The 19332-nt window shown below is 44.7% G+C and carries 26 protein-coding genes; 12 read left to right on the top strand and 14 right to left on the bottom strand.

Going from position 1 to position 19332, the window contains the following annotated elements; translation table 11 throughout:
• Positions 1-122: 122 nt before the first annotated feature.
• Positions 123-917: an ABC transporter permease gene (locus QUB66_RS25485; RefSeq protein ID WP_442923173.1), complete on the bottom strand. Its 795-nt coding sequence runs from the start codon at positions 915-917 to the stop codon at positions 123-125.
• A 452-nt stretch (positions 918-1369) separates the two neighbouring features.
• Between QUB66_RS25485 and QUB66_RS25480 the strand changes: the two genes are divergently transcribed.
• Both QUB66_RS25480 and QUB66_RS25475 read left to right on the top strand, forming a co-directional pair.
• Positions 1370-2443 carry a radical SAM protein gene (locus QUB66_RS25480; RefSeq protein ID WP_332970129.1) on the top strand — a complete coding sequence of 358 codons (1074 nt, stop codon included), beginning with the start codon at positions 1370-1372 and terminating at the stop codon, positions 2441-2443.
• A gap of 774 nt (positions 2444-3217) precedes the next feature.
• Positions 3218-3583, top strand: a complete 366-nt coding sequence (locus QUB66_RS25475; protein WP_265235932.1) for a DUF2500 domain-containing protein — start codon at positions 3218-3220, stop codon at positions 3581-3583.
• A 190-nt stretch (positions 3584-3773) separates the two neighbouring features.
• Here QUB66_RS25475 and QUB66_RS25470 read toward each other — a convergent pair whose 3' ends face one another.
• Positions 3774-4556, bottom strand: coding sequence for a TerC family protein (locus tag QUB66_RS25470; RefSeq protein ID WP_265235934.1), 783 nt, complete (start codon positions 4554-4556; stop codon positions 3774-3776).
• 84 nt (positions 4557-4640) lie between these two features.
• Positions 4641-4883, bottom strand: coding sequence for a hypothetical protein (locus tag QUB66_RS25465; protein ID WP_332970128.1), 243 nt, complete (start codon positions 4881-4883; stop codon positions 4641-4643).
• Positions 4884-4949: 66 nt separating this feature from the next.
• On the opposite strand from QUB66_RS25465, the gene psaM reads away from it, so the two are divergent.
• Positions 4950-5045, top strand: coding sequence for a photosystem I reaction center subunit XII (psaM, locus tag QUB66_RS25460; RefSeq protein ID WP_015174804.1), 96 nt, complete (start codon positions 4950-4952; stop codon positions 5043-5045).
• 277 nt (positions 5046-5322) lie between these two features.
• Complete coding sequence (locus tag QUB66_RS25455) at positions 5323-5736, top strand: hypothetical protein (protein ID WP_265235955.1); 414 nt, start codon at positions 5323-5325, stop codon at positions 5734-5736.
• Positions 5737-5893: 157 nt separating this feature from the next.
• Here QUB66_RS25455 and ctpA read toward each other — a convergent pair whose 3' ends face one another.
• Entirely contained in the window at positions 5894-7180 is a 1287-nt protein-coding gene (gene ctpA / locus QUB66_RS25450) for a carboxyl-terminal processing protease CtpA (RefSeq protein ID WP_265235957.1), read from the bottom strand.
• A gap of 597 nt (positions 7181-7777) precedes the next feature.
• On the opposite strand from ctpA, the gene petB reads away from it, so the two are divergent.
• The 3 genes from petB to proB all read left to right on the top strand — a co-directional run bounded on the left by petB (position 7778) and on the right by proB (position 10657).
• A complete protein-coding gene (petB, locus tag QUB66_RS25445; RefSeq protein WP_265235959.1) occupies positions 7778-8446 on the top strand; it encodes a cytochrome b6 in 669 nt (222 codons plus the stop codon).
• Positions 8447-8629: 183 nt separating this feature from the next.
• Complete coding sequence (gene petD / locus QUB66_RS25440; protein ID WP_265235961.1) at positions 8630-9112, top strand: cytochrome b6-f complex subunit IV; 483 nt, start codon at positions 8630-8632, stop codon at positions 9110-9112.
• A gap of 435 nt (positions 9113-9547) precedes the next feature.
• On the top strand, positions 9548-10657 hold the full coding sequence (gene proB, locus QUB66_RS25435; protein WP_265235963.1) for a glutamate 5-kinase: 1110 nt from the start codon (positions 9548-9550) through the stop codon (positions 10655-10657).
• A 92-nt stretch (positions 10658-10749) separates the two neighbouring features.
• On the opposite strand, the gene QUB66_RS25430 is transcribed toward proB, so the two are convergent.
• Positions 10750-11505, bottom strand: coding sequence for a hypothetical protein (locus tag QUB66_RS25430; protein ID WP_332970127.1), 756 nt, complete (start codon positions 11503-11505; stop codon positions 10750-10752).
• Positions 11506-11878: 373 nt separating this feature from the next.
• Here QUB66_RS25430 and ndk point away from each other — a divergent pair, with 373 nt between their 5' ends.
• Positions 11879-12328 (top strand): nucleoside-diphosphate kinase, encoded by a 450-nt coding sequence (gene ndk / locus QUB66_RS25425; RefSeq protein WP_265235966.1) that lies wholly within the window; start codon positions 11879-11881, stop codon positions 12326-12328.
• A gap of 372 nt (positions 12329-12700) precedes the next feature.
• Positions 12701-12958: a hypothetical protein gene (locus QUB66_RS25420; RefSeq protein WP_332970126.1), complete on the top strand. Its 258-nt coding sequence runs from the start codon at positions 12701-12703 to the stop codon at positions 12956-12958.
• Between the two features lie 232 nt (positions 12959-13190).
• Here the strand turns inward: QUB66_RS25420 and QUB66_RS25415 are convergent, their stop codons facing one another.
• Positions 13191-13337 (bottom strand): hypothetical protein, encoded by a 147-nt coding sequence (locus QUB66_RS25415; RefSeq protein ID WP_265235970.1) that lies wholly within the window; start codon positions 13335-13337, stop codon positions 13191-13193.
• A gap of 175 nt (positions 13338-13512) precedes the next feature.
• Between QUB66_RS25415 and QUB66_RS25410 the strand changes: the two genes are divergently transcribed.
• Together QUB66_RS25410 and QUB66_RS25405 are read left to right on the top strand one after the other, a co-directional pair.
• Positions 13513-13815: a DUF433 domain-containing protein gene (locus tag QUB66_RS25410; RefSeq protein WP_265235972.1), complete on the top strand. Its 303-nt coding sequence runs from the start codon at positions 13513-13515 to the stop codon at positions 13813-13815.
• On the top strand, positions 13812-14180 hold the full coding sequence (locus QUB66_RS25405) for a DUF5615 family PIN-like protein (RefSeq protein WP_332970124.1): 369 nt from the start codon (positions 13812-13814) through the stop codon (positions 14178-14180). Before QUB66_RS25410 ends, QUB66_RS25405 begins: the two co-directional genes overlap by 4 nt.
• Positions 14181-14329: 149 nt before the next feature.
• On the opposite strand, the gene QUB66_RS25400 is transcribed toward QUB66_RS25405, so the two are convergent.
• The 8 genes from QUB66_RS25400 to QUB66_RS25365 form a co-directional block, all read right to left on the bottom strand.
• Entirely contained in the window at positions 14330-14992 is a 663-nt protein-coding gene (locus QUB66_RS25400; protein ID WP_265235976.1) for a Na(+)/H(+) antiporter subunit B, read from the bottom strand.
• Positions 14989-15603, bottom strand: a complete 615-nt coding sequence (locus tag QUB66_RS25395) for a DUF4040 domain-containing protein (RefSeq protein WP_265235978.1) — start codon at positions 15601-15603, stop codon at positions 14989-14991. Before QUB66_RS25395 ends, QUB66_RS25400 begins: the two co-directional genes overlap by 4 nt.
• Positions 15600-15905, bottom strand: coding sequence for a monovalent cation/H(+) antiporter subunit G (locus tag QUB66_RS25390; protein ID WP_442923327.1), 306 nt, complete (start codon positions 15903-15905; stop codon positions 15600-15602). The genes QUB66_RS25395 and QUB66_RS25390 overlap by 4 nt, the downstream gene beginning before the upstream one ends.
• Entirely contained in the window at positions 15902-16153 is a 252-nt protein-coding gene (locus QUB66_RS25385; protein WP_265235980.1) for a hypothetical protein, read from the bottom strand. Before QUB66_RS25385 ends, QUB66_RS25390 begins: the two co-directional genes overlap by 4 nt.
• The gene (locus QUB66_RS25380; RefSeq protein ID WP_332970123.1) at positions 16150-16533 is read right to left on the bottom strand and encodes a Na+/H+ antiporter subunit E; all 384 of its coding nucleotides are present in this window, start codon (positions 16531-16533) and stop codon (positions 16150-16152) included. The genes QUB66_RS25385 and QUB66_RS25380 overlap by 4 nt, the downstream gene beginning before the upstream one ends.
• Before the next feature lie 265 nt (positions 16534-16798).
• Positions 16799-18241 (bottom strand): cation:proton antiporter, encoded by a 1443-nt coding sequence (locus tag QUB66_RS25375; RefSeq protein ID WP_265235984.1) that lies wholly within the window; start codon positions 18239-18241, stop codon positions 16799-16801.
• Positions 18242-18249: 8 nt separating this feature from the next.
• Entirely contained in the window at positions 18250-18585 is a 336-nt protein-coding gene (locus QUB66_RS25370) for an NADH-quinone oxidoreductase subunit K (protein ID WP_265235986.1), read from the bottom strand.
• A 43-nt stretch (positions 18586-18628) separates the two neighbouring features.
• Positions 18629-18946: a hypothetical protein gene (locus QUB66_RS25365; RefSeq protein WP_265235987.1), complete on the bottom strand. Its 318-nt coding sequence runs from the start codon at positions 18944-18946 to the stop codon at positions 18629-18631.
• A gap of 273 nt (positions 18947-19219) precedes the next feature.
• On the opposite strand from QUB66_RS25365, the gene QUB66_RS25360 reads away from it, so the two are divergent.
• Positions 19220-19332: FAD-dependent oxidoreductase (locus tag QUB66_RS25360; RefSeq protein ID WP_332970138.1), on the top strand; the 113-nt coding region annotated here is incomplete at its 3' end.

Below are 19332 nucleotides of genomic sequence, written 5' to 3'. Positions count from 1 at the left end.
GTATACAAGTAGATAAAAAAATATTTTGTATAGATTTGTGGAGGCGGATTTAGCCAGAATTTTTACCAACAGGCTGTCTATTGATGCAAAACCTGCTTGTAGGTCAGTTTATTTACACTTAACTAACTGGAAGCGCTGGTGTAAAAGCGGAGTGCAAATTGCCAGAAGTAGCGAGAGAAAAATAAAAGCCCGATCGCCAATATGCCCGCCCCTGCGATCCAAACGATTTCACCTCTACCCAGCATGGCTTCTGCCGGCACAGTCGTCAAGAAGGCAACGGGAACTACAAAAGTGAAGAAAAATCGATAAGCTGCGGGATAAGCTGCCATCGGAAACCTACCCGCTTCTAACAATCCTCTCAGGACTTCGGTCACGTTGTAAATCTTCACAAACCAAATGCTCGTTGCACCTAACATAAACCAGATACTGTAAAGAGTAATAGTGCCAAATAACAGCGGGATTGCTGTTAAAAAATAGTTGCCGATTTGTACTCCCAACTTGTTAGCAGCATACAGCAGCAATAGCGCGCCGAAAATTAGATCTGGGATTCCCCAAGGCGAAACTGTGTTTGCAGATAGCCAGAATTGGGAACTGATGGGTTTGAGGAGTACGAAATCGAGAGTACCTTGCTGGACTCGATCGACAATACGGTTGAGGTTAGGCGCGAGAAAGGTTGACGAAAACCCCTGCAAAATCGTAAAAATGCCGAGTACAACCAAAGCTTCCTCCCACGAATAGCCTGAAAAGCTGTAGCCAGTACGATAGAACAGCGACAGCCCGAACCAACTACCAGCCAGGTTTCCGAGGCTGCTCAGGGTCGCGAGGACAAAGTTGATGCGGTATTCGAGTTCCGCTGCGATCGCCGCACCCCAAAACAATTTCAGTACCTGCAAATATCGTCCCATATTTATCGCCATTTTTTGCTCTTCAAATACTTAAATTCTCTCCTATTGTAAAGCTGGTGTGAAGCCAACTTTTGTACGAGCTGCTTATTTGACGATAAGTTTAAGTTATTAATACAATATACTTAAGTATTATTACATAGAAAAATATTAAGTTAATTTAACAAATTTTAACTAAAGTTACATTTTTGGGGCTGAACTCAGCTTTAAGCGTATATGATGCTTTGCCAAAAACTCAGTAAACTTCATCTTTGAACACGAAATATCGCTAAATACATTAATAAAACTAATATATTACAACGCTTAACATTATAAATCTTTGAAAAACATCTAGCCATACCCAAAACCAACGCTTAGGATGGTGCTTACGTACTCGTAAGGAATACGTAAGGAGCAATACGTAATAATACGTACAAAAATCTGTTCGATAAATCAACTTAAGTAACAACACATAAGGAAAACAAGACATGGATGCTTTAACATTATCCAGACTGGGCGTAAAACACACCCAGAGTGCAGTAGCCGAATCGCTCAGGATTAATACAGGATTCGACGTGACAACCCCCGTCACTTTTTACGGCATTGTTAACGAACGCTGCAACGTTAAATGCCGCCAGTGCGAGTATTGGCGGCTCAAAGAATATAAAGACGAAATGACAATCGAAGATTGGCAAAATGCCCTGTTCAGCGTCAAAGAATTTGTGGGCGAATTTTCGATCAACTTTAGCGGCGGCGAACCTTATATTAAAAAAGGTTTTCTAGACTTGCTAGCTTTTGCAAACAAAAACGGCATCCACGCCGGCGTAACCACCAACGGTTATTGCATGACCAAGGAAAATGCTGCTAAAACTGTGGCGGCGCGTCCTTTTAATGTGAATATGTCCGTTGACGGGCCGAATGCAGAATTGCACGATTATTTGCGCGGTCAACCCGGATTGTTCGATAGACTATCCAAAGGAATCGGTTATCTGCGCGCCGAACAAGAAAAGCAAAATGTCCTGTTTCCGATTAACGTCAAACCAACTATCAACCGCCTCAACTTCCGCCACTTAGAGGAAATTGTCACCTGGGCGAAAGGAATTGGAGCCACAACGGTGAACTTCCAACCAGTCAACCGCTGGACACCAGAAACCTATTCGGAATTGTGGATTGAAGAAGCAGACAGGGAAGAATTTTCACAGGTGATTGAGCGCTTAATTGAGATGAAGAAAAACGGCGCGCCAATTATGAACAGCGATGAAGTATTGCGTTTGATGGTTCCTCACTTCCAAGAAGAAAAAGCTCCCGATTCAACTCGCCCTTGTCGCGTTGGACTGCGTAATTACTGGATCGATACGCGCGGCGACGTGAAATTGTGTGATGAATATCCGGTGATTGGCAATGTGAAAGAAGGCAGCGCCCGCGCGATTTGGTACGGCGAAAAAGCTCAAGAAGTTCGCCGGGATACTTTGAATTGTGGCAAGCTTTGTCTGATTACTTGTGTGTCGCAAAAGACGATTTTCGACAAGGTAAAAATGGGGATAAAGTTATTAAAAAATTGAGGTTTGAGCAGTGTTAAAATTGCTTGTGTTCATGGTGCCGGGTTTTGGTAACAAACCCGGTTTTCTGTTTGATGAATTGTATTTTGGTTCGTACTGAGGAGTTTAGTTTTATTCAAAAAATGAGGACTTGAGTCTTCACTACAAACACTTGGAGAAAATTTTCCTTGCCAGCACCAGGATACCCAGTATCAACAAGTAGCAGAACCTCAACTATAGCCTTTTTCAAAAAGATGAGATATCATGTTACTGACACTCACGAGTGAGGCGAAAATATAGCAGATCAAATGAACTATAATTACATGGTTGAGTAAAGCCTCCCCTGCGATACCAAACTTCCTAGCCTTTTTTAACTCATAGCAAGCAATGCTTGACTCACAAAACGTTTAGTTGTACCAAACATTATAAGCTGTTAGTCATTTAAATTTCTTGCCTGAACCCCTTACAGTATGGGGTATAGACCACAAATAATGCAGTTTAAATGTGGAACAGCTTACATTATTAACAATCAAAGCTTATTCGATTGATTTTCGGCCAAAAATACTTGAAATTTATCATGCAATACGGTTTACTTAAGACTGTTCAGTCTATAAAATTATGTGAAAAATATACACGCTCGTTTGCCGCGCGTGGACGTTCTCTTCGGACAAAAAAGCGTTAAGTGAACCGTATTGACAGATAAACTATCGGCAAGCTGTAGGAAAACTGCATTGCCTTTGGTCGTGTGAAGAGTAACATCAAATTCGACTGCACATCAATTGATAGGGAATCTAAGTTATGGAATTCTTGATGGTCTTCCTTCCTGTAATAGCGCTCATTCTATTTATTATCTGGTTTGTTAAATGGTTTGCTGCATGGTCTGCTAAAGTAAAGGCTTCCTTGCCAAGTTTTTCTAGAGAAGCTCGTGTCGTTACCAAGCGTCAACATCTCTTACCTGGTTGGTTATTCGGAACAATATATTATGTAACTTTTGAATTTTCCGATCGCAGCCGAGCAGAGATTTGTTTAGAGCCTCACGATTATGCTATGCTAGCCCAGGGCGATCGAGGTACACTTTCTTATAGTATTGTGCCGGGTGCCGCTCCAGGAAAACTTGATTTTCAGAGCACTGTGTTTAAGAGATTCGATCGAGATTTGACATAACCGGTCGATGTTTCACGCTTCGCCAACCTCTCAGCTTCAACATGAAACATTTCAAGTCGTGGTGTTACAGCATAAAAGCCTAAAAACCCCGTGACTTTTGTCCGGGGATGTGAGGCTGTTGCATATTTAATCTGCCTTCAGTCTTTTTAGGTTGACAGATTTAAGCGACTTGGATAGAGATGAAAATATGTTAAATTTCAGACTTCTGTGGTTGCGATTCCGGCACAGCAACTTCTACATCCGGCAGATTGACAGCAACTTCCGCAGATTCTGTAAGAGATTCTACAATCTCAATATGCTCAGGAGTGCGTTTAGAAAAGCCCCAAACAAACATCAAGGCGATAGAGGAAATTAGCAGCCACTGCGGAGGTACTAAATTTTCATTAATTACTCTTACCAACAATCGCATTCCCACGAAGCCAACTGTAATGTAGCCAGCATCTTCAAGGTGTACGAACTCGTCTAACCAGCGGATGAATAATTCCGCCATAAATCGCAGGGCGATAATTCCAATTGTGGCTCCAGTAACCACCAGCCAGATTTCGTTAGAAATTGCGATCGCAGTTGTAACGCTATCCAAAGAAAATGCTAAATCCGTCAAAGCAATCACTGGAATTGCTTTCCACAGAGACGAAAATCTGGGGCCGTGATGTTCTCCATCGGAGTCAGCATCTGAGGCAAAGTGCTGGAAAACTAGCCACAGCAGGTACAGCGCCCCCAGCAGTTCAAACTGCCAGTATTTGATTACCCAAGTCGCTGTTAAAATTAGTGCGATTCGCAGTACAAAAGCAATTATTAAACCGAGGTTGAGAGCTTGTTGCTGTAGCTTTTCATTTTCCAAACCTTTGGAAATAGATGCCAGGGCGATCGCGTTGTCAGCCGAAAGTACCGCCTCCAAGGCTACCAAAACCAACAATAATAAAAATGTGTCAACTCCCAAATTGGGCGAACCGTCGAGAAATTGCTCTAGCATTTAGTATTTTGTGCACCTAACGATTTGCAAGGGTCGAGCTCAGCGCAAATTACCGGCTCTGTCTAAAATGAGTGTCACCTTCACTTATCTTAACCTAGTGCGGTAACTTTGTCGCGGGCGATCGCTCTCAAGGAAGTTCGGCAATGAATTATCTAACGGATTTAAGGGATTTAACGGATTTAACGGATTTACGCGATCGATGTTGAGCCTAGAAGTCAAGCGTGAAGACTTTTCCCACTCTCCCACTCCTGCACTCCCCCACTCTCCCACTCTCCCAATCCCCCACTCCCCGACGCACCAAATATATTGCAAGTTGTAACAAACCATTCCCAAAAGTGCCAATTTGTCTCAAATTGGTGAAAGCTCGTGCCCGCGAAAAGGAGTTTTCCGAATATGTCTTTAACAGATACCCAAGTCTACGTAGCGCTCGTAATTGCTTTGATTCCCGGAATCTTGGCTTTCCGGCTGTCAACTGAACTGTACAAGTAGTTTCGAGACACCAGTAGCGAACCGCAAAACGCCTGCACAAGCAGTTAAATCTCGAAATTACAGACAACTGCTGCCACCGTGGAGTAGATTGTTTGTGGTCAGCAAGATGAGACTGCAAGGGCAGGCATTTTTATTGGAAAATTCCGTCTTCAGGCGTCACCCAGTCTCAAAAATTTTGGCTGTCAGCACCCTGACAAACAGGGGCGAGTGTGCGTTAAACTCAGAATTTTCGGTTTTCAGCTCAAAAACGTCAGTCTCAGGTATTTGAAAAAAGATTATGCAAGCGATTCAACCCACCGTTACTCCACTCCGTCCTGTAAAAAACCCCCCTCGGGCTACTCCTCGTCGTAGCAGCCGCCAGCGTTCCTACCCTCACCAAGCGCTCGCCGCCGAAACAGGAGTCAAGTTAGCAGTCAACATGGTACTTTCAGTCTGTGCGACTTCTGCTTTGATTCAGCTTTGGCCTCACTACCGGGCTGTGCAAGAAAAATTGCACGAAATCCAAGCTGAAGTCAATCTTACGAGCGAGCGAGTAGAGAAGTCGCGATCGGACTTTAACCGCTATTTTGACCCCAGTCAAGCTAAAAGTGTCATGCAAGAGCAAAGCAATCGAGTTGATCCCCAGCAACGTCCAGTGATTTTGCAGGAACCCCAAGCACCCGATGCCGAGGAATCCACCCCGCAGCCTTAATCGTGGGATAGCAACCTTAATCTGAAGATTGTTGTAGGATGTGTACCGCGCACACAGAAGAAAGAAGAGCGCACAAATAAGAGCGGGCGAATGGAATTCGCGCCTATACAAACAAAACCCGCCTCCGCGGGTTGAAGAAAGGACGGTTGAAATTACCTTATTCTCTTCCGTCGGCGGAGGCGGACATTGTTTGTGTAGGCGCGGTTTCCGCCGTCTTTGCCATCACGGTTTTTTCTTTCAGCAGTTGCAGTGCAGCTTGATATTGTAAGTCTTCTTCAGTGCCAATTCGATCGCGCGCAATCGACTCTAAAGGCACTACGCGATCGGGCGCAATCCCCAATTTGTTAATATCCGTGTGGTTCGGCGTCTCGTACTTAGCCACAGTCACAGCCAACCCGGAACCGTCAGACAAATCAAACAGCGACTGAATCAGTCCTTTGCCGAAAGTCTTTTCGCCCACCAGTTGAGCTCTGCCGTTATCTTGTAGCGCACCAGCCAAAATTTCGCTAGCACTGGCTGTTCCCTTGTTCACCAAAACAATTAGCGGATCGCCAGTCAAAGCTTGTCCCGAAGCCTCAAAACTGCCGAGAATGCCTTGTCTGTTGACCGTGTAGACGATCGTCCCGGAATCGAGCCACAAGCGCGCAATTTCAATCCCCGCTTGCAATAGCCCGCCTGGGTTGTTCCGCAGGTCGAGAATGTAAGCGGCGGCGCCTTGTTTTTCCAAATGGTCGATCGCGTGGGCGACTTCTTCCGTGGCGTTAGCGCTGAATTGGCTCAAGCGAATATAGCCCAGCGGTAAATTGTCCGGCCCAGACTGCAATTCGGCATAAACCGGGTGGAGTTCAATCCGATCGCGCACTAACTTAACATCCTCTGGAACGTCCCTTCCTTCGCGTCCCAAGGTCAAAGTTACAGGAGTGCCGATGCGGCCGCGCATTCGAGTGGCGGCTTCGTCTAGGCTCAATTCTGAGGTAGCAGTGCCGTCAATTTTCAAAATGCGATCGAGCGGTTGGATGCCGGCTTGATCCGCCGGTGAACCAGCTAAAGGAGCCACCACTGTCAGCGTATTTGTCTGGGGGTCGATCGCAATTTGCAGCCCAACTCCCGTCAATTCTCCCGAAGTGTTGACCTGCAAACTGCGGTACTGTTCAGGTTTCAGCAGTCGAGTGAAGGGGTCGTCCAGATTCGCCAGCATCCCCTGAATCGCCGTGTAAGTCTGCTGTCTGTCGTTCAGCGGTGCCTTAACGGCTTTTTCGCGAATCGACCACCAGTTTTTCGAGTTGAAGCTGTCATCCACATAAGAACGATTGACAATGCGCCAAGCTTCGCTCAAAAGCTGCTGTTCTGGAGTTAGCGCCGCCGCAGGCCCAGCCCACGCGCCGAGAACCAGGGCGACTTGGAGTAACAGTACAATTGCAGTTTGGAAAACTCGTCTGTGCATGATTTTTCTGTAAAAGATAGGCAAGTATTGCATTTCCTGTATTTTCAGTTTGTAGGCTTTTCAGCTTTTGCGCAGTCAAATCTCCCGGAGACATTCAGGATTTGTCAAACGTTCGCGTCAAATGTCCGCCGCGAACAAAAAATTATTTAAATGTAACATTTAATCTCAAAATCAATGAAGTTTTATCATTAATATTAATCTAACGCTGTGACTCGCTGGGTGGCTCAGACTTTGGTCTGTAGCTTGGCTTTTGGCTCTATGCCAGCTTGGGGCGGATGTTGAGCTTGCAGAAAATGGTATTTGAGGCTCGGAAAAAGCATCGCTCCGTGAAATCTGCACAGCAATTATGTTACATTTTTTATCATAGTCTGGAATTCGATCGCGCAACGCCAGCGAGTAGGGACAAGCGACCGCTTAGTTTCCAAGCACTTGCGGGCGATCGCACAATAGAGTTCCTTTCGTCAGCTCCAAATTTAAAAATAGCCTCAGGCATTTGCTAGTAAAAGCCAACTGCTCGGCGCGGGGCGACAAAAAAAACCTTGTGGCGGCTGCCCTGAACCTCAACCACAGCAATATTCTTTTAGGAATTCTGGCTCCATGTTTTCTAAACAAATCACCGAATCAAAAACCTACCAGTGGTTTGATGAACGCCTGGAAATTCAGGCGCTCGCAGACGATATCACTACAAAGTATGTACCTCCCCACGTCAACATCTTCTATTGCTTGGGTGGCATTACTCTAGTTTGTTTTCTGATCCAGTTTGCCACCGGCTTCGCCATGACTTTCTATTACCGTCCCACGGTAGCAGAAGCTTTTTCTTCAGTGCAATACCTGATGAATGAAGTTAACTTCGGCTGGCTGATCCGCTCCATCCACCGCTGGTCTGCCAGCATGATGGTACTGATGATGATTCTGCACACCTTCCGGGTTTATTTGACCGGCGGCTTCAAAAAGCCCCGCGAATTAACCTGGGTGACAGGAGTCATCTTGGCAGTCCTCACCGTTTCTTTCGGTGTAACCGGCTACTCTTTGCCTTGGGATCAAATCGGTTACTGGGCAGTTAAAATCGTTTCCGGTGTACCCGAAGCCATCCCGTTTGTCGGCTCTTTGTTGGTTGAACTGCTGCGCGGCGGTGTCAGCGTCGGTCAAGGTACTTTGACTCGTTACTACAGCTTGCACACTTTTGTCTTGCCTTGGCTGATTATCGTCTTCATGCTGGCTCACTTCTTGATGATTCGCAAGCAAGGCATCTCTGGCCCATTGTAAATTTTGAGTTGCTGGGGCGGTATTTTTTTTGCCCCCCTGCTGAATTTTGGGTTGAAAATTCAGAATTCATCTCTCATGATATTTATTACGGTCAATACTTCCTGCGATCGCGCCGCTGATTCCGACTAACGAATACAGCGGAATGCCAAGCCCAAGTAAAACTAAAAGGAGAACACTGTTACTATGTCTATTCTCAAAAAACCAGATTTGAGCGATCCAGAGCTACGCGCTAAGCTCGCTAAGGGCATGGGTCACAACTACTATGGCGAACCAGCTTGGCCTAATGACTTGCTCTACGTTTTCCCAATTGTGATCATGGGAACGATTTCTCTGTGCGTCGGCTTGGCTGTACTAGACCCGGCTATGATTGGCGAACCTGCCAATCCTTTTGCTACACCGCTGGAAATTCTGCCCGAATGGTATTTGTGGCCTGTGTTCCAACTCCTGCGCGTTTTGCCTAACAAATTGTTGGGAATTGCTTGCATGGCTGGTGTTCCTCTGGGCTTGATTTTGATTCCGTTCATCGAGAATGTTAACAAGTTCCAAAATCCGTTCCGCCGCCCTGTTGCTACTACAGTCTTCCTGTTGGGAACTGCCATAACTCTGTGGTTGGGTATTGGTGCTGTTTTCCCGATCGACAAATCTTTCACCCTGGGTCTGTTCTAAGATTCACGGTTGCTTAAATTTGACGCCCGTGGGTTTCCTGTAAAGTGCTTTTGTACTACCCGGAAACTTTAACGGGCGTCATTTTATTTGAGATTTGAGATTTGGACTCAAGTACGAAATATAGCTTTTCTCAGAAAGATGTGGTACGCTTCCGGCATAGGGGATATGGCATGAGGCTCTCCTCACTTTTTTGAGAACCGTTATACCATGATTAAAGTAATTTTTTAAGTAGAATTTATACTAAATTAGATGCTCTTACCCTGCTGTCCCCCAAGAGCGAACTATGCAACAATCGCTCTTGGGGAACAGCACTACAACTGTAAAACTGAGATGCTTTCTATGAAGACTTCCATTCTTCATTACAAACAAATTTGATGGCGGGTGTGCGATCGGAGATAATATAACTAATGACCGATGACTAATGACTGATGACTGATGACTCAAACTATTGTCGTTAAAATAGGAACTTCGACGCTGACTCGATCGACTACCGGGAACTTAGCTCTCTCAACTATTGCTGCATTAGTCGAAATCTTAGCCGATTTGCGGCAGCAAGGACATCGAGTAGTCTTGGTTTCTTCGGGTGCGGTGGGGGTGGGCTGCGCGCGCTTGGGCTTGACGGAACGCCCGCGAAATATCGCTCTGAAGCAGGCTGTGGCCGCCGTGGGGCAAGGGCGGCTGATGCGCGTGTATGATGACTTGTTCACTACTCTACAACAGCCGATCGCCCAAGTATTGCTCACCAGGGGCGATTTAGTGCAGCGCAACGGGTATGTTAACGCTTACAATACCTTTCAACAACTGCTCAGGTTGGGCGTAATTCCGATCGTCAATGAGAACGATACTGTAGCGGTAGACGAGCTCAAATTTGGCGATAACGACACGCTTTCGGCGCTAGTAGGGAGTTTGGTAGAAGCAGATTGGTTGTTTTTGCTCACGGATGTCGATCGGCTGTATTCCGCCGATCCGCGCAGCAATCCCGACGCGCAGCCGATCGCCCTAGTAGAAAGTATGGCACAACTCACAGAATTAGACGTGCAAACAGGAGATTCCCGCAGCGGTTGGGGAACCGGCGGAATGGTAACAAAAATTGAAGCAGCGAGAATAGCCACAGCATCGGGAGTGCGGACAGTCATCACTAACGGCTGCTTTCCTGGTAATATCGAGAAAATACTTAACGGAGAGTCCATCGGCACTCAATTCGAGCCACAACCGCGCCCTGTAAATGCTAGAAAACACTGGATAGCTAACGTGCTAATTCCAGCCGGAAAACTGTATTTAGATGCCGGTGCTGTCAACGCAATTTCCCACGGCGGAAAATCGCTGTTAGCTGCGGGAATTTCTCAAGTAGAAGGAGAATTTCAAGCTGATGATTCCGTGCAGTTGTGCGACGGATCAGGCAAGCAAATTGCTAGAGGACTTGTGAATTATAGCAGCTTAGAATTGAGACAAATCCAGGGCTGTAAATCCGATAAAATTGCTGAAATCTTAGGCTATGCCGGCGTAGAAACGGCGGTACATCGAGATAATTTAGTGATTGTTTAATCATTAAGCCGTTATACATTATAATGTACAATTCTGCTTATTCAAACTTTTGTGGGGTGTGCTTATAGCCCAAAATATAAATACAGAATAGCTTAACAAACATCCAAACAGTCAAAAGCGCGATCGATCGCAGAAATTGACGATACTTGCAGCATAGTATTGCAAGAATTTGTGGTGCTGTGTCCGAACAACTCATTCATCGCTTCTGTAAACAGTTCAAATACATTTTGTGCTAATTCTAAAGCTGCTTGGCGTTCGGAATCAGTAAGTTCTATTTCTGCTAAAAGTTGCAGCATCTCCGGTGTATTTAAAATGTGATGATTTTCCAAATTTACATAACCTCCTCCCAAATAAATATATTCTTTTTTCGTAATTTGCTGTAATTCCATTACCACTTCTAGCACCGCCTCACAAAAAACTGTGGCGCTTCCTTCCAAGGCTTCGGCTAACACCAGTTTCTGAATGGGAGAGGCTTTCCAAGCGTAACATTCGAGAACTGAACACAGCGATCGAGTTTTTTGAGTTTCTTCACCCCAAAGCATCCTGAAGTCGCCGTAACTCATTAATTTGTTCAAGCCCAATGTTTCTAGATGTTGCAGATATCCCTGCCAGTAGTAGTTTTCTTTGTAAGTATATTTGTTAATCAGTTCCTGAACCTTGTGATTGCTAGAAGATTCTCGGAGGACGTACTTGTTTAAGTCGCTCAAGCCCATAGCCAAAGGATCGAGTACAGGTGCAAAAATTAGTCGTTGATTCGGGTGAATCTGTTGATTGGCGAGGAATTCAAATAACGGCAAATTTGCAAACTCATGTTTTTTTTGTGCAATGAATGCTAGAATCGTTTCCATAGATTTTTTGCCTAAGTAGCTGCTCTCAAGATAATCTCTCAGCATAATGTTGATGCCTCCGTTAATTATCTATGTTGTTGAGATTAAATAAGTGTGTTTACGATCATACATATTTGTATTTTAAATCATAGCTAAGCGTGTTTGTGGTCACAGGAAATTGTGATTTGCATCAGATTTGGTAAATTACAAGATCAGGACTTGCGCAAAAAATGGTTTGACGCGCTGCAAGATCAAAGTTATGCGTAAGTTATATATTGCCTCTCTTCGGACACTTCTGTGTAAAATAACAATTTCTAATTTTCATAATTGCCTTTAGGTGCATTGTGAGTTACTCTGTCTTTTGGCTCAGTTAAGAAAATAATAGGAGTTAATCTTGGAACGGACTTTTTTAGCGATTAAGCCAGACGGCGTACAGCGCGGACTCGTCGGCGAAATTATCGGTCGTTTTGAAGCCAAAGGCTTCACGCTAGTTGGGATGAAGCTAATCACGGCGAGTCGCGAACTAGCCGAACAGCATTACGGCGTACACAAAGAAAGACCGTTTTTTGCGGGACTGGTAGACTTCATCACTTCCGGGCCGATGGTGGCGATGGTGTGGGAAGGCGACGGCGTTGTGGCCTCGGCGAGAAAAATGATTGGCGCCACAAATCCTCTGAATTCAGAACCTGGGACAATTCGCGGCGATTTGGCTGTGAATGTTGGTCGCAATATCATTCACGGTTCTGATGCTGTGGAAACTGCGAAGCAAGAAATTAGTCTCTGGTTTAAAGCTGAAGAATTGAGTGATTGGACTCCTTGTTTGACTCCTTGGATTGTGGAGTAGTTTTGATATTCTCCCGATTGTTAATCGGGAGATATTCTGAATTTTAATCAAAAAAAAACCGGATTTATAGCCTTGATCAAAAAGATGAGGTATGTCTGGTAATTGCTAATTGGTAATGGAAAAAAAGGTAATTACGAAAAAGGTAATCGATAGTTCCTCTAAGCTTTCCGAGGTTTCTTTTATGTAAAGATGCTCGGTACTGTGGTTCTCCCTGGCGATCCAGAATTTGGCATACCTCATCTTTATGAGAACCGCTATATACGCGGCAGGCATTTTTTCCAAATTAATATGGCTGAGACAGGCAGCAGAATAGTCTAGGTACTTCCCTGCTTTTAAAAGGTTTGAAACACTTGGAAATATTAAGTTTCGCGATTGTTCCACCCACCTCACCGCGAAAGAGACGGCTTTTTAGACTGGCTTGCTGCTCGCGATACTACGCCTGTGATGATTATCTTGACTCAACATTTCACCCATTTTGATAATTTAATTGAGGTGGATGGGCAGACTGTTCGGCTGTTGGAATTGCCAGATAATTTAATATTTACTCCAACTTCTGGCAATGGGTTTAACGGTGGAGCAAGTGGCTCAGGCGCTGTCGCTGTGGGTGGCAGATGTGGAGAGATTGGGTAAAGGGCGATCGCACCCAGATACAACAGAATCGGGAGTATAATCATCGAGTAATCATGTAGTCTTCCGAGTGCGTCCGCCAAATCGACGGACATGGGGAGAAAATCTAGATTTGAGCATTTGGATAACCTGCATCACAGGGGATTTAAGCCCTCACCTTTAGGTAGATTGTTTTTAGGCTGGGGCTTAAATTCCCTGCCTAAAAACTTCGCACTCATCTGTCAACTGTCAACTGTCAACTGTTAAGGGCTTTGAGGCGATCGCAAGCAGTGATTTGACTTGCATCAACTCCAAAAGCTCCTGTCTCAATGTCGATCGCCACAATCTTACCACGATCGCCTGTCTCGACTTGAGGTCGGACTTGAGATTCATAATATCTCATCGCCCGGTGCACGCAAATTCCTCTTTGTTGTAGCGAGGTTGTCGGACTATCATCGTTTTGACCTCGTTCATTGCTCTTTTATTTTAACCTGGGCGCTCGCACCAAAAATAGCTATGATTGATCGCCCACGTGTTATCCTGTAGCAGTAGCTCCGTATTTTCAAAATTAGAGCGTCATGACAACAGCAGTCTCGATCGACATTGGTACACTGATCGCACGCACCCCCGGACTGCACGGTGGATGTCCTCACATCGTCGGCAAAGGTGTCACGGTTCGGCGAATTGTAACTTGGTACAAACGCGGGCTTAACGCTGAAGAAATTTGCGATCGTATCGGACATCTCACCCTCGCCGAAGTCTACGCCGCACTCACATACTACCATGCCAATACCGCAGAAATAGAGACCGATTTGCTCCATCAAGAATCAGAGGCTAAGCGTTTAGAATATCTGCACAGCAAGTCGAATCAAAAAGCATGACTGAAATTAGGCTTTACTTAGATGAAGACTCCCAAGATCAGTCCCTACTACGGGCATTGCGAGCACGTCAAGTTGATGTCACAACCGTCAACGAAACTCAAACAGAAGGGGTAATAGACGAAGAACAACTTCGGTTAGCTGCAACTCAAAGTAGAGTCTTGTACAGTCACAATATCGGAGACTTTTGCCAGTTACATAGTGAATTCCTTGCGAGAGAAGAATCTCATGCTGGCATTGCGCTGCTGTCACAAGACTATTCCGTCGGTGAGCAAGTTCGAGCTATTCTGGAACTAACTGCTAATAAAACAGCAGAGGAAATGGTGAACCTGTTAGAGTTTTTGGGTAAATATTTGAAAAATGGCTAGTGTAAGTCTCAGCCGATATTGATCTACACAAATCGATCGCACAACCGCTATCTTCTAACAGTAGCTTAGTCTTTGGAAAAGGCGATCGCCATAACAACAGCAGTCCAAAAATAGAACCACTGTTTCCCCTAAAAACATCCTAAAATCCATCACAACAACCCGCGATAGCGAATAAAAATCAACACCACAGCCCACGAACCCAAAGCAACCTTTATCGCCACTAAAATATTCAGCAAAGGCACTACACCACCGCTAACTAATGCCCCAAACTCTCCGTGCGGCAACTCGTAGCCAGACAAAGTAATCGCCGACAACACCACAAAAACCAGTACCGAAATCTTCTCCCATATCGCCGCGTGCGATCGCTCATAAATCCGCTGCATCCACTCGGATGACGAAGTAATCGCCACCAAACCGATCGCAGTTCCCCCCGCAACACCCGCCGCAAAACCGCCTCCCGGAGTCAAATGTCCCCGCAGTGACAATTCAATACTCACCAAAGCCGCAATAGTTGCTCCTAAACGAGCTAAAACAATTGAAGGTTGATCCGTAAACTGATAAATTGTGCAGGATGGTCTTTCCGTGGCTAACAGAAAATTAGCGCCCATAATGGCGATCGTAAATACCACCACTTCAAAAATCGTGTCATACAGGCGATTTCGGAAAATAATCGCCGATACTGCATTTGGAATCCCACTATCTTTGACAATCAATTCTACTATTGCCAAACCTGATAAACCTGACGCAGGATTCGCAAACAACAGCATTTTAATGTAAAGCAATATCCCCGCTGCAATGTAAACCCATTTCATTGATAATCCTCCCCTGAACCTGAAGCAATTTTATAATCTAGACTGGTATTTATTGATGAAATTTCAGGCTGCATGATGTCATATAGCCGTTGGATTCTAGTCACAGTTTGATAATGTTTTGTTTCTGCATTACCTGCTGCATCACTATCTAGCACAGGCACACAACTTGCATGAATTTCTTTCTCCATCAAGGCGCGGTGTAAAGCCTGGGGAGTTGTGAAAGGTACTACCTCAATACGGAGATAATACTTGTTAAAAATTCTGCGAAAATCATTCATCAATGAGTTAAAATCGCGGGGACTCTCTACCGTCAACTCTACCTTTAAAACATCACCCTCCGACTCGACTTTCTCCTCTTCCAACACGCCCAAACGCATCACCAAGGACGATCGCACTGCCACCGCATACAGGGTTATTGCCAGCATTGTACCCATCAATGCTTCCGTCAAGGCCACATCCGCCGCCCCAAACACTGAATATACCAATGCTGCGATCGCACCTAATATGCCGCGAATGACTAGGGCATGGTAGGGATTCACCTGAACTACTACCATACAAGCAGCCAAGGGCAACAGCGCAGTCAAGATATAGATATAGCTATCATCATTCATAATGTCTCTGTTGGAAACTCCGTCTGATTTTCTGCCTCTTCACTCGAACAGTGTGCAAACACATATCCCAGCATTGTATTCCAAATTGCTAAGGAAATGATTGCTAAAGTTAGCAGCGGCCATCTACTAGGTATTTTGATCAGCAGCCCGATCACTATTAGCATGGAACCCAAGGTATCCGCAACCGAAAGACTGTGTAACTTAAATAATACCGATCGCTTGCCGAGTAGGTGAGAAGTTCCCCAAAACCAGAAGAATACTCCTACAACCATCAAGAAATAACTCAAAACATCAATAATCATAGGTCGTCCAGTCGTTTTATGATATGTGCCAACAGCATTAATCCCGCATTTCCTACGGTGAGGATAATCGCCCCCACAGCGCCAATCATCCAATCATCGCGCAAGACAGATATGAACAAAGTCATAATTCCTGCCTTTGTGGAAATACTGGCCAATGCCAACATTTTCTGCCAAACATCATCATCCGTCAATGCCTCGTACATGGGGATTAGCATCGCTGCAATCATCGCAATTAAGAGCCAATTCATGATTTTTTAATCGGGAAAATCCGGTGAACTTCGTAGCAGCCTTCTTCGTTGTATTTCACCACAATTGTTTTGGGTGTAAAGGTGATTAGAAATACATCCAGAAATATCATGATCGGCGATCGTTTCATTTTTGCCCGTTCCAAAATCATGTCTTCTCCGTTATGGGGACGAATGATAATTTCAAAAGCCTCAATGTATGCTACTGGAATCGCAATCAGGATTTTTTTGAGCATACTTAGCCAATCCTTTATCCGTTCCGGGGATGTATAGCCGCGGGGGAGGAGAAATGCGATCGCTATACCAATGATGATATTTGGCACAGTGAAATCGGCTGTCAACAAAAACCAAATTGTCAATCGTAATATCAAACTTCCAATCATCTTTTTTCTTTTTTAAACTTCTTGCATAAATATTTCATTGCTGCAACAACCGCAGATATCAGGCAGATAAACGGAGACAATTACAAGATAGTTTCTAGTTTTACCAGAAAGAATTGGTTTAAAGCCTCTCTCTTTTAGGGAGCAAATAAAATCAGACAATTCATTACTCCAATCCTCTTCCTTCTTTTGTCAACTGTCAACTGTCAACTGTCAACTGAACAGATGTTTCTTACATACCCTTACTGTTAGTGATCGCAATTTCGATTTAACTGTGGGTTCCTGTCGCTAATGCCATCCAAAAAAGTACGATCAAAGTTAGAGTCATCACACCTACCAGATGATCGAATTGCTCAGGTACACGCGGCAGAGCGATCGCTAACCGTTTAATAATTAAAACATAAATCAGCCACCCTATCGCGATCGTGATAAGTGCTTTGATGATGCTTTCAATGGTATAAGCATCTAAGTATACTACATTTGCGATAATTAGCCCGCTAATTAAGAGGATGACGGCAGGCCACAAACCGGACTTGACTTCCTGTTTTTCTCCGCGCGGGATAAAGATGAATTTGGCGAAGGCTATGGCTGTGCCTGCGGCGGCGATATTCATAGGGATTACCTGCCAAGGTGCTACACTTGTTAATGTCAACACTTTAGACCCAAATCCTGCCAACAAAGGAAAGCCGGAAATCGATAGACTGGCGATAACTAGGGCAATCCAAAGGTTTGGATCAATCGGTTTAGATTGTAGTTCTTTGAAGTTTCTACTTGGTAATGAACCTGCAATTAAAAATAGATTGGATTTCACTAAACCGTGAGTCAGCGCATAAAATCCACCGACTTCTGGTGCTGCTAAAATAAAGCCTAACTGGCCAATTGTGCTGAAGGCTAACATCCGTTTGGTGTCTTTTTCAAAGACGGCATAAAATCCCCCCATCAAGGCTGTTGCTACGCCAAATATTTTGACGATATTACCAATATCGTCGGAAATTAAAGCACAGCGCAAGAGAGGTAAAATACTGGCTTTGATGACAATTCCTGAGAGTAAAGCAGATACTGGGGTTTCTGATTCTGAGTGAGTTAGCGGCAGCCACAATCCCGATACAAAAATCCCCCCTTTGAGCAATAATCCCAGAAAAATCAGGGCTAAGGCTTCTGGTGGCGCACCTTTTAAGCCATCAAACAAAAAGGAATTATGTTTTTGATAGACTAGCACTGCGCCTACTAGATAAAATAGCATGGCGGTGTTGCTGATAAATAGATAGCGCAAGGCTACCCATAAAGAGCGATCGGTGCGAGGATAGGCAATTAACAGAAAAGCTGCTATTCCGCTGACTTCTAGGGCGACATATAAACTGACAAAATCTACACAGATAAAGGTAGCATTTATACTACCATGCAGAATAATCATCTGGGAGTAAAAAAAGGCTGATTTACCACTGTCCCAACAGTAAAAAATCACGGCAGCAGTTACTATGGCATTTGTCAATATAAAGTATGCGCCTAAATGATCTGCGACTACTTGAACGCCGAAATTATCTAGTAACTGTAGTTTAACCGGTGACTTTTCGAGAAATAGTTGTAGCGCATAGCCGGCCGAAACAAAGGTGACTGCTAAGGCGAGATATTTGTCAAGCTTGGGGAGTAAATAAATGACGAATCCGATAAAAAATGGTATGGTCAGCCAAGCGATCGTAATAATATTCATGGATGGGTTTACGGCGTGTTATTTTTCTCGATCTCGCTGGTTTCCAATGTGGGGTTATCTCGTGCTAGCTTCATCACACCCACCAGCATCAGGGCTTGAATCGAAAAGCCGATGACGATCGCAGTTAAGATGATCCCCTGGGGAACGGGATCGGCGAAAGCTCTATTTTTGACTTCTCCCATAATTGGCGTGAACAAGCCATTTAGGGATGCAATCACGACATAATAGGCAATTACACCGGTGCTCATCACGTCCATAGAGACGATCTTCATCACCAGGTTCTTTTTAAGGATGATACCAAAAAAACCGCACAATATTGTGGCAAATACGAAGGCTTCTAACACGGAAATTTTTGTTGCTTAAGGTTTGGTGACAATCATACATTATTTAGGTGCTATTAATAAAGTAGAGCGAGTCGATCGATTTTAGGTTGGAGATTTTATCTTTGAGATTAACTCGGCAATTAATGCGATCGCGGTTGGGAATCTCTCCTATGGTGGCATTGGTTGTGGGAATTGGTGTTAAATGGGAGTACAGAGTGTAACTGGGGCGATCGCGCGTGCAGGACGATCGGGCGATCGCACCCAGATACCACAGAATGGGAGTACAATGAATGATATTTCTTTTAATAGTGATGCGCCGACTGGAGACAATAACCCCCGCGTGTATTGGCGAGAGTGTGTTTCTTGAGTGTATGATGTCCATTTGCTTATGACTCAATATACCCTGCCTCCGCAAGTGTTATTCTGAATACACCACTCGTGACTGCCGTGAAGATAGGGATGGGCTATCAGCCAGCCTCGGAACAGGCAAGATGCCCGTTCCACAAAAAAATGATTTTTCTTATTTATTTATTATGGGTATAATTCTCGCCCGCCCACCAATTATTTGCCAAATATTATGCTCTTTTTACGCTTACCTACTTATCCAAATTACTGCTAAAATAAAGTACGAGTCCTTGCCACTCAAACGCAGATCATGACCGCACAAACCCCAGTACAATTCCAAGACAGCTTCGACATCATCGTAGTAGGTGCTGGACACTCAGGCTGCGAAGCCGCCCTCGCCACATCTCGCCTCGGATGCCGCAC

The sequence above is a fragment of the Microcoleus sp. A2-C3 genome, from assembly GCF_036706065.1.
Taxonomy (GTDB): Bacteria; Cyanobacteriota; Cyanobacteriia; order Cyanobacteriales; family Microcoleaceae; genus Microcoleus.
The sequence above is the reverse complement of the archived record's forward strand: the minus strand, read 5'-3'. Positions and strand labels throughout refer to the sequence as shown.